The organism is Siccirubricoccus deserti (assembly GCF_014283215.1).
GTDB classification, from domain to species: domain Bacteria; phylum Pseudomonadota; class Alphaproteobacteria; order Acetobacterales; family Acetobacteraceae; genus Siccirubricoccus; species Siccirubricoccus deserti.
This window is the reverse complement of sequence record NZ_JACOMF010000221.1, coordinates 1-1,240: the sequence shown is the minus strand read 5'-3', so window position 1 is coordinate 1,240 and position 1,240 is coordinate 1. Positions and strand designations below refer to the sequence as shown.

The 1,240-nt window shown below is 67.3% G+C and carries 2 protein-coding genes; one reads left to right on the top strand and one right to left on the bottom strand.

Annotated features, from left to right (window positions below; all coding sequences use genetic code 11):
• Positions 1-388, bottom strand: a 388-nt coding sequence (locus H7965_RS31865) for a Bug family tripartite tricarboxylate transporter substrate binding protein (protein ID WP_315898727.1), incomplete at its 3' end; no start/stop codon positions are given.
• A gap of 312 nt (positions 389-700) precedes the next feature.
• On the opposite strand from H7965_RS31865, the gene H7965_RS29940 reads away from it, so the two are divergent.
• Entirely contained in the window at positions 701-1,201 is a 501-nt protein-coding gene (locus H7965_RS29940) for an NAD(P)/FAD-dependent oxidoreductase (RefSeq protein WP_315898726.1), read from the top strand.
• Positions 1,202-1,240 lie beyond the last annotated feature (39 nt).

The following is a 1,240-nucleotide window of genomic DNA, read 5'->3' as shown; positions in this document are numbered from 1 at the left end:
CAAAGCCGGTCTGCTGCATGATGTAGGTGAAATCGTTCACCGGGTGCCAGGTGGGCCGCCGCGTCAGGAACGGGTGCCGGATTACAGAGAGATGGTGGTGGGCGATGGTGTAACCGTCCGGCCGTGCTTGGTTGAGCAGGAACTGCGCGGCCAGAGTGCCGCGGGCGCCGGGACGGTTCTCGATGACCAGCGTCTGGCCGGTGTTCTGCTGGAACAGCTCCGCCTGCAGGCGCATGAAGCCGTCCAGCGTGCCGCCTGGTGCCCAGGGAATTAAGAACCGAACGGGGCGGTTGGGGAAACGTCCCTGGCCGATAGCCGGGCGCCCGAGTGTCATTGCAGCGAGCGCAGTGCCGAGAGCGGCGCGGCGGCCGATAGAGGCTGTTGTCACTGGTATTTCCTCCTAGCTGGGCTGCCGCCGCACGACAGCCCGCCCGTACTCCGCAGGGCGCAGCATCTGCACGTGACAGTCCTCGAAACCAGGATATACCCGCTTCGGTGGTTCTTGGATCCTCAGACGACTTGGTGGTCCCTCCAGGCGAACGCTATGCTCGAGATCAAGAAGCTGAGTGGCCAGTTCGCAGCCTTGCGACGCGACTGCTACGGCAGGTCCTGCTAGGGGCTGATGCCGAGATCGGCCAACTCAAGATGCTGATCGGCAACCTCGAGGAGGACCAGGCACCTGGCCCTGGCTTGCGCCGAGGTGGTGGTGGTCGACCAGACCCATGCCGGGGTGCCACCGCAGCCAGGGCCGGCATCGCCTCACCACCCTCACCACGGTCCTCGGGCTGCGTCGAAGGCCTGGCCGGTCGTGCTGCCCCAGAGCAGCCATTACCTGCTGGCCTTCGATGGCTCCCGGGTGGTGGTCGGGGCCACGCGCGAGATCGGCTCTGGCTTCGACTATCGAGTCACGGCAGCGGGCCAGGCGGAGGTCCTCAATCAGGCCCTGGCCGTCGCACCCGGGCTCGGCCCCGCTACCCCCGTGGGTCCAAACCTCAAGCCGATGCTGGGGCGGGTCGCGGGGCTGGACGGGCTGGTCATCGGCAACGGCCTGGGTCCGTCGGGTCTGACCATCGGCCCCTTCGCCGGGCATCTCCTGGCGCAACTGGTGCTGGGCCAAGCGCTGGAGCTCGACCTTGCTGCCTATGATCCGCTGCGGCCGGCAACTGGGGCTGCCAGCGGTGGAGCCGAAGCGATCCGGTAATACGGCAGGCCGGGTCCGTGTACGATGCCGCATCCGCCT